Origin of the sequence: Endozoicomonas sp. ALE010, assembly GCF_049310165.1 — a bacterium.
Taxonomy (GTDB): domain Bacteria; phylum Pseudomonadota; class Gammaproteobacteria; order Pseudomonadales; family Endozoicomonadaceae; genus Endozoicomonas.
Window position 1 is genome coordinate 41,884 of record NZ_JBLYNV010000044.1, and the last position, 8,418, is coordinate 50,301.

Here is an 8,418-nt window from a genome sequence, read left to right on the forward strand (position 1 = left end):
CGGGGCTGATTAGAATCTCTGGTGGGCAAAGAAAAGAGTGGGCAAAAACGGTGGATAAAAACACCTCCCTGCAATCGTCAGATGGTATCAGTGCGGCGTTTAAAAAATACTGGCACCAGCTGTATGGCTGGTTTGCTGCAATATTGAAAGAAACGCCCACAGGCTCTGGAACCAACCAGAGACTGCTGATACTGCTGGTGGCCAGTGCCTTGCTGATAGCGGTGCTGATTAATACCGCCCTCTGGTGGCATGACCATGGCTTCCGCCCTTTGTATGGTTATGGCGAACACTACAATATGTCAGCCATCATCGACATTCTGGATAAACAGGGAATTGGCTACCGAATCAACCCGGACGACGGGCAGCTACTGGTTCGCGCTAACCAGCTTTCAGAGGCACGTATGACCATGGCCACCGGGGGAATTATCGCTACCGGCTCACAGCCATGGATGCCGGAGCCATCGGGGCTGGGCAGCAGTCACTTTGTTGAGCAAATGCAGTTTCTGGGTGCGTTGGAAACATCGTTATCCGAAACCATCAGTGGTATCAATTCGGTTCGCTATGCCCGCGTCCACTTATCTGTCCCTGAACAGAGTGTCTTTTTCCGGAGCCGCCCGGCAGCCAAAGCGTCGGTGTATCTGGAACTCTACAGTGGCATGCGGCTTCAGCCGGATCAGGTTGAAGGTATTATGCGTCTGGTGAGCGGCAGTATTGCCACGCTTAGTGAACAGGAGGTTACGGTCGTTGATCAATACGGCAATCTGCTCAGCCAGGCTATTGCCAATTCACTGATCACCGGCACTGATGGCACCGGTCATGCCTATCTTACGGCCAGAACCCGTATTGAAAGCCATCTGGAGCTGCAGTTATCGAAAATTCTCGATGCGGTGGTCGGCCCGGGTTACTACCGGGTCGATGTCGCCGTTGATCTGACATACGACAAAATAGAACAAAATTCCGAGCAGTTTGAACCAAACATTGTTTTACGAAGCGAATCGATGGAGTCCGGTACACCGTTTTTGCTGAACAAACCAGCCCCTGTCGGCCAGGCACCTGCAGTTCCTGCACCCGGGACAAAAGCACCTGAACCCGGTCAGGAAGAAGTCGGTAAACAGAAAGTGATTCGTAATTATGAGGTCAGCCGCCAGATCAGCAACGAAACCCGATACCCCGGTCAACTCAAGCGATTAACCATTGCCGTGGTCATTGACGACGGCAGGTTAAAACCCGAAACAATGGTACAGGACAGTGAAGCAAGATTGACGACACTGATCAAACAAGCGGCAGGATTTGATGCCTCCAGGGGAGATGCCGTCAGCCTCGCCATTCTCCCTTTTGCCAGTACTCCGTCGCCCCTGACCACTAGCGACCAGAAGAGCTTCCATCGCTGGCTTGACCTCGGTATCAAAGTGATTCAATTGATAGTATTGGTGGCACTCCTTCTGTTAATTGTATTGGGTTGTCGAAGGCTTTTACGGGAAGTCTTATTGTCGTCACCCGGGCCGACAGGCAGTAACAGTACCACCGTCTCCACCATGGCGGATCAGTTCAGGTCAACAGTGGCCGATGGTGACATCCCCACTGATCGGACTCCGGTCACTCTGGAGGAGCAGGTCGCCCGATACCAGGAGCTGGCCCAGAATGAGCCGGAAAAAGTCGCTGCCGTACTGAAAGAGTGGATCAACAGGAATCACGCCAATGGCTGAGCCGCAAACAGGGCAACCTGTCAGCTCCGCACAGAGCCTGCCCGGTAGCAATTGCTCCGGGGAGGAGGCTGCTGTCTTTCTGTTATTGCTCGGTGAGCAGGCGGCCGCCAACGTGATAAAACACTTAACACCGGGCGAAATAAGAGTCATCAGCCAATATTCTGAAAAAATACGGGTAAAGAATCGTGACCAGCTGATGATGATGTTGAATCAGTTCGAGCAGTCTTACGCCAATGTCAGTTTATTGCTGGGTGATTATCAGATCCAGATGCGGCAGGTCCTGCAAAAAGCACTGGGTAAAGAACAGGCTCGCTGTCTGGTAAACCCGCCTGGCAGCCACCGGGAACCACTGACCGGGCTGCAGTTAATGAAGCCGGAACTTCTGGCGACCATGATCAGGGATGAACCGGAGCAGTTTCAGGCGGCAGTGCTCGCCTGCCTGCAATCGGATCAGGCCTCGGATGTCATTAACCTGCTTCCCCGGGAACGGGTGCAGGGTATTTTGGAAAGGATTGCCCATCTTGGCAGCTTGTCCCAGACTTCTCTGCGGGCCATTGTAACCTTTCTGCAGTCTTTCCTTAATGAACAGGCGATTGACCACTTTCTGCCCGTTAACGGTGAGCAGCAAGTCGCTAACATTCTGAATCTTTTTGACAGTGAATCAAGGGACCAGGTTCTTCTCAACCTGAAGCAATCTGACAGTGCCATGGCGGTGCGAATAGAAGAGCAAATGCTGGTATTTGCCCAAATCATCGACCTTTCAACAGATAATGTTGCCAGACTCATTACCAGTGTTGATCCATTGGATTTAACCATGGCGCTTAAAGGAGAAACGGATGATTTTCGTCAACATATTTACCAGTCCATGGGCAAAAGAGCTGCCAACTACCTGCGGGAAGAAATAGAGGCATTAGGTGCCGTTCCACAGAGTAAAGTCAAAGAGGCAAGGCAGAAAGTGGTGCAGGTAATGGACGATCTGTTGAAAAGCGGAGAGATTGAAATGCCCCGTGGTAATGAAGTAATGCTGGAGTAACCCGATGATCAAGACCACAGCATTAAGACAAAGCGCTGAAATGCACTGTGCTGACCGGAATAAGACCCGTACCCATTCCCATAATAGTGGGACTCCATCGGACGGCGGATTGCCCTGGGATGAGTTCTCAGAACCTGAGCAGCCCTGCATCCATCGCTATCAGTTTCCACCGTCCTGTTATCAACAGGACCAAGGCACTGGCCACGGGACTCCTGCTCAAACACCAACCGGTAATTTCCAAATGCTGCGTGAGATTGTTCGAAGAAACCGGAAACGGCAACTTGACCATCGTCGCAGAGCAGAAGACGCCGGGTATGCTGAAGGCCAGCAACATGGTTTACAGGACGGCTACCAGGATGGCTATCAGAATGGCTTTGAAGCCGGACACCTGGCCGGACTGCATGAATCACAACAACAGCAGAAAGACAGCGCGGAACAATGGCTGGCTCTGATGAATAGCCTCTGGAATGAGTTGTACAACCTGCATCAATCGACCCTGCTGCATTTAGGCCAGCCGCTGATCGAACTGATCAGCACAGTGGTCAGGCAGGTAGTAAACCATGAACTTGCGACCTCGCGGGAGTCATTACAGCAACTGGTTACCGACTCTCTGACCATGCTTCCGAATATTAAAGGGGGGCATCTGGTGATCAATCCGGTGGATCGTCTTCTGATAGACAACATTGTCAAACAGTTACCGGAAGGCTGGTCCATTCAGGAGGATGACCGTCTGACAGCAGGCGGATGTCGTCTGATTACCGATTATGGCGAAGTTGATGCGACAGTGGAAAGTCGTGTTATGGCCTGCATTGATACGGTGCATGAACAGTTATTAATGAATGGTTGATGCCAGCGTGCCCCTCTCGACACTTCCTTCCCCCCCGGTTGAAAGAACCCACAATACCAGAACCGATCTCTGGGACCGGCTAATCCGACAATTGATGTCGGCCGGAGAACAGGTCACCCTGCTGACACCTCAGCGATTGTCCGGGCAGCTGATCAAGGCATCCGGACTGATTATGGAGGTGGCGGGCTGCAGGATGCAGACCGGTCAGCGTTGCCTGGTTCAGGGCAGTGATGGTCTTACTGTAGAAGCCGAGGTTGTTGGCTTTGACAGAAATACGCTGCTGCTGATGCCGATTGACTACCATGACGGATTATCCCCCGGCGCAAGAGTCACATCGATGGGGGATAATTCATCTATTGTGGTGGGCGACGCCTTGCTGGGGCGGGTTATTGACGGTGTCGGCCGACCACTGGACAGTAAGGCAAAGCCCACAGGCAGCGCTAATATCCGCCTTCACAGTCCTCCTATTAACCCACTGCAACGATGCCCGGTTGCCACACCATTAGACGTCGGTGTACGTTCTATTAATGGATTACTGACCATTGGCAGAGGACAACGTATTGGTCTGTTTGCCGGGAGCGGCTCTGGCAAAAGTACACTGCTGGGCATGATTGCCAGAAATACCAGCGCCGATATTGTGGTACTGGCCATGATTGGCGAAAGGGGACGAGAGGTTGGCGATTTTATCCGCCAGAATATCAATGACCACTGTCTTCAGCGCTCCGTTGTTGTTGCCGCCCCTGCCGACCATTCACCGGTCATGCGGCTGCGAGCCGCGCTGGTGGCACACCGTATTGCCGAGTACTATCGGGATACCGGACATCATACCCTGTTATTAATGGACTCCCTGACCCGCTATGCCCAGGCCCGCCGGGAGGTTGCCCTGGCTACCGGTGAACCACCCGCAGCCAGGGGATACCCACCCTCAGTCTTTAACAGGATTGCCCGGTTGGTTGAGAGGGCTGGCAATGGCTATCAATCAAGTGGTTCATTAACGGCCTTTTACACCGTTCTGACGGAAGGGGAACAAGATACGGACCCCATTGGTGAATCCGCCAGGGCCATCCTGGACGGTCACCTGGTACTCAGCCATGCTCTGGCAATCTCCGGACACTATCCAGCCATTGACGTGGTGACCTCCATCAGCCGGACGATGCCGCAATCCGTATCCGAAGAGCACCTCAAGATGTCGTTGACCTTCCGACGACTGTTAGAAAAAGCCCGTGAAGGGAGTGAATTAAAATTACTGGGGGTCTATCAACCGGGTAATGACGCTGATATGGATATGGCCATGGCTGCAGAGCCGGGTATGCTTGGCTATTTGCAGCAAAATATCAAAGAGCGAGAGACGTTAGAAGACAGTGTTCAGCAGTTAAAGGCGTTAATTTCCGGACTTCGTCATGGCCATCAGCAAAAAAATGATTAACCGCTTACTCCATCTTGAGGAGCTGCAACATCAACAGCGACTGAGTGCTATCCGTCATCAGCTTGAAGTACTGGAAAAGCATAATCGATTAATCGAAACACTGGATACGGCAGGCAGTGCGACAGTGGCCCAAAATACTCAAACCGGGTATACGGGCATACAAGTCATCAATCGGGCAATGTTTCATTGGCAATTGCTGAATAGCTGGCAGCTTTGCATTGAGGCACGTTCACGACAGGTCGACACCAACAGGGCTCTATCGACAGAGATAACGGTGAAAATGCAGCGACTTGAACGATTACGCCAGCGGTACAGATAATGCCCAGGTCAGCTTTTTTCCAACAGACAGGAAACCTCCAGAGCGAGTCTGAGTCGGGAGTTATCCTGAAATAGACAGTGATCTTTTAGCGAACCCAATACGATTGTCGTGGCTTTAAAATCTTTGGGTTTCCTTTTTTATTATTGGTATTACAACTTATTTCGTTTGAATTTTCATCCTATAAAATGACGAGGGATTTTTACTGGTTCTGGAACAATTCAAGAATAACGAAGGTTTCGACCGTCTTATCAAACTTATTAAGGAGCTTTAAATGAAAAAGCTTATTATCGCTGCACTGCTTGTATCATCCACGGCTATGGCGGATGCACCTCGCCTTGAGAAGGCTCTCTACACCCGCGTTCGTTCGTGCGTGGAGATTGCCAGACTGGAGGATAACCCCCTCCTGGCGGCTATCTTCAAGTCCAAGGCGGATGATTACTACCATAACTTCGCCGGTGATAAGGCTGCCTTGAACTGGGCCGTTGTATCCAACAAATTTGGCTTCCGTAAGAAGCCTAAGGAAATGTCCCGCGAACAACGGAAAGATGCTATCAAGACTTGTAACGATATCATCTGGTAGTAAGTAGTTAACCAAATGAAATCATATATTTCTGACTAAGTTGTCAGTCACTCTGCGGCGTTGCAACTACGGTCACATAGCTACGGCTATGCTCCCTACGTTGCGCCTTGCATAGCAACTGCCCACTTAGCCAGAAATATACGATTCCATTTGGCCAACTACTTATAAAAGAGGTCTTCGGCCCTCTTCTTATTATTCCCTGAACCGCGAGTTCACAACTAAGAAATCAGCCTGAAAAGCCAATAAAGAGGATAACTGTAAGGGACGGTTCCGGGGTAAGCGCCCATTTAACCTGCGTATGTTGCCATTTTAACCGTAAAATGCTTGTGTCAGGGCAACTGGTTTATCCTTGTAGGAGGCTATGTTTTCCTTAAGGGGCGATGAGTCTAAACTGTCGTAAAGCCCTGAAATGGGAGATTCTGTGATGCAGTCCCAACAGTTTCAAGACCTTCTTAATGCATATCACAGCCCTTGTAGGAACTCTTCTATCCAGTCATCGTTGTTGACCAGTTCTGACTCTGTCGCCAATGAATCCAATGTCGCCAATGAATCCAAATCCCATTCCACTATTTCATCAAGCCCAAGTGGGTCTCTTCTCCTTTTCTCGCTGGCTTCATTCCATTCTTTCCGTGTTTCTGAATCCACTGCGTAGCTCATTTTGCAGATAGCAGTGCTTAATTCAACAGAAGTCATTCGGCTTCGGTGGGGTTCCAGCAGTTCAAGTTCTGCATTTCCCAATTCGCGAAAACGATCCAGCGCTTCCATTGCCGCGTCAAAGTCAGATAGCGGCCCTTGAATGCGACTGTTGGCAACCTGGTTCCCTTGAGTTGGTATGCTTGCCCCTGCTGGAAGTCCTTGCTGAGGGATTGATGTTACTACTGGCGTTTTTGCTGCCTCAATCTGTTCCAACTTTGCAACCAGTGCTTTCTTAACGAGGTCTGGAACAATGCCGTCTTTATCATCTTTGATAACCGGGCTGAGTGCCGTGCATAAACGGGCGTTTAGCTGGCCGCTGCTGGCATAGTGTTCAAGAGATGACCAGACCGCAGGCTTTAATGGTTTATTGCAATTGATTAGACTGATAATCAGAGAGGGTGCCACCAGGTGTGGTATTTTTTTAGGCTCGGCTTTCTTGGGCTCTTTGGTTCTCGCTTTCATTTGGGCTAATTTTGCCTCAAGCCTGATCGCATAGGGATCGCGCTTGTCCTGAGGCTTTTTATACCATTGTTCTGTGAACTCGGTTGCCTTGAAAAAGGCGGTTAACTGTTGCAATGTCCAGTTCTTTATAACAAAGCCGGTATCTCTGAGGGTAAACTCTGGATTTTGGAGTACAACCGGATCGCCATCGGCTGGCAAAACGGTTAGTCTTTGATTCTTGAATTGATATTCTGTTTGTTCAAGCTCAATTAACATGGCCGTGATAAAGCGCCACAGGCGTTCCTGGCCCGACATGGCGGGATCACCACCGACCATCACCCCTCTTTTATCATCTGTTGACACTCGATTTGAAAAGCAGAGATCCGGTATTTTCTCTTGTTCCGGTAGAGAGTGGTTTGTGAGCAGCATTCCTTCCAGCAACCGTTGCTGAATCGTGACATCAGGAGCGGTTTCAGGTGTAGCCTGATAGTCAAGACAGGCATCCATGAATTGCTGCATTTTGTGTTGTCCAAGCACCCGATGTAACCCGCGCCACTGTGAGACGGTGGGCAAGGTTTTGAATAGCTCATCCATCTTATCCGCGTATTTTGAGCGGTTATCTTCTGATTGTTGCCAGAGAATCTCCAGCATCGTGCGTTTAGATTGCGTGAAGTCAAATTGCTGGCCAAGCTGTTGGCAAAGTGGTTTTAATGCATACCACTGTTCCTGAGTTGGGGCTGGCTTCAGGTTTCTGCAAAGTTCAAGGTATTCCTGCATCTCAGATTCAGGGAGTTGCGTTAGTGCAAATTTTGTTAAAGCCAATGGTGCAGGAATGGATAATGTTTTAGTGAGTACTCCTTTGCCGCGTGGATTTTCACGATATTTTTCAATCCAGAACTGGATACCAGTTCCTCCATGGATAGCCAATATCGGTAGCAATGATTTCAGCGCAGCACGAACAGCCACTCTGTCATTTCGAGGACTCTTGTGGGCAGCCAGATATTGTTGGAATTCGGCAATTTTCATGCGCCATTTTGCGGGCCCAGAGAAGAACAGAGCCAGTGCTTTCATTTGACTCGATTCTAAAAGATCTTCATCACTATTGTCGTCGCCATGTTCAGTGGTACAACCATGCTGATTAAGACATTGGCGAAGTGTTTTCTCATTTTCAGTCAGTTTTTCTGCTGAGGGCAAACCAAAACTTGCAAATATTCGGCAAGAAAGTTTCAGAATATTCTTATTTTCAACCGAGGGTAGCCATTGAACGAATGCTTCCACCTTCGCTTTGTCGGGCAAGCCCCTACTGCTCATCATGGAGGAAAAGGCCCGCAGCAGTTCCAGGCTGAATTCGCCGTTCACCTTCCAGCACT

General features: G+C 50.0%; 7 protein-coding genes. 6 read left to right on the forward strand and 1 reads right to left on the reverse strand.

Features of this window, described 5'->3' with window-relative positions:
- Positions 1–50: 50 nt before the first annotated feature.
- The 6 genes from fliF to ACO6UY_RS16980 all read left to right on the forward strand — a co-directional run bounded on the left by fliF (position 51) and on the right by ACO6UY_RS16980 (position 5,911).
- Positions 51–1,706, forward strand: coding sequence for a flagellar basal-body MS-ring/collar protein FliF (gene fliF, locus ACO6UY_RS16955; protein WP_422466580.1), 1,656 nt, complete (start codon positions 51–53; stop codon positions 1,704–1,706).
- Positions 1,699–2,739, forward strand: a complete 1,041-nt coding sequence (locus ACO6UY_RS16960) for a flagellar motor switch protein FliG (RefSeq protein ID WP_422447131.1) — start codon at positions 1,699–1,701, stop codon at positions 2,737–2,739. The genes fliF and ACO6UY_RS16960 overlap by 8 nt, the downstream gene beginning before the upstream one ends.
- Positions 2,740–2,743: 4 nt before the next feature.
- Complete coding sequence (locus tag ACO6UY_RS16965) at positions 2,744–3,586, forward strand: FliH/SctL family protein (protein WP_422490706.1); 843 nt, start codon at positions 2,744–2,746, stop codon at positions 3,584–3,586.
- Positions 3,579–5,012 carry a FliI/YscN family ATPase gene (locus ACO6UY_RS16970; RefSeq protein WP_422490708.1) on the forward strand — a complete coding sequence of 478 codons (1,434 nt, stop codon included), beginning with the start codon at positions 3,579–3,581 and terminating at the stop codon, positions 5,010–5,012. The genes ACO6UY_RS16965 and ACO6UY_RS16970 overlap by 8 nt, the downstream gene beginning before the upstream one ends.
- Positions 4,987–5,331 carry a hypothetical protein gene (locus ACO6UY_RS16975; RefSeq protein ID WP_422490710.1) on the forward strand — a complete coding sequence of 115 codons (345 nt, stop codon included), beginning with the start codon at positions 4,987–4,989 and terminating at the stop codon, positions 5,329–5,331. The genes ACO6UY_RS16970 and ACO6UY_RS16975 overlap by 26 nt, the downstream gene beginning before the upstream one ends.
- A gap of 271 nt (positions 5,332–5,602) precedes the next feature.
- Positions 5,603–5,911, forward strand: a complete 309-nt coding sequence (locus ACO6UY_RS16980) for a hypothetical protein (protein ID WP_422447139.1) — start codon at positions 5,603–5,605, stop codon at positions 5,909–5,911.
- Positions 5,912–6,373: 462 nt separating this feature from the next.
- On the opposite strand, the gene ACO6UY_RS16985 is transcribed toward ACO6UY_RS16980, so the two are convergent.
- On the reverse strand, positions 6,374–8,418 hold a 2,045-nt coding region (locus ACO6UY_RS16985), incomplete at its 5' end, for a hypothetical protein (RefSeq protein WP_422490711.1).

Bases quoted from the DNA above. Each gene is read 5' to 3' on its own strand.
- ACO6UY_RS16960 (WP_422447131.1), top strand. From the start codon at position 1,699: ATGGCTGAGCCGCAAACAGGGCAACCTGTCAGCTCCGCACAGAGCCTG.
- ACO6UY_RS16965 (WP_422490706.1), top strand. From the start codon at position 2,744: ATGATCAAGACCACAGCATTAAGACAAAGCGCTGAAATGCACTGTGCT.
- ACO6UY_RS16970 (WP_422490708.1), top strand. From the start codon at position 3,579: ATGGTTGATGCCAGCGTGCCCCTCTCGACACTTCCTTCCCCCCCGGTT.
- ACO6UY_RS16975 (WP_422490710.1), top strand. From the start codon at position 4,987: ATGGCCATCAGCAAAAAAATGATTAACCGCTTACTCCATCTTGAGGAG.
- ACO6UY_RS16980 (WP_422447139.1), top strand. From the start codon at position 5,603: ATGAAAAAGCTTATTATCGCTGCACTGCTTGTATCATCCACGGCTATG.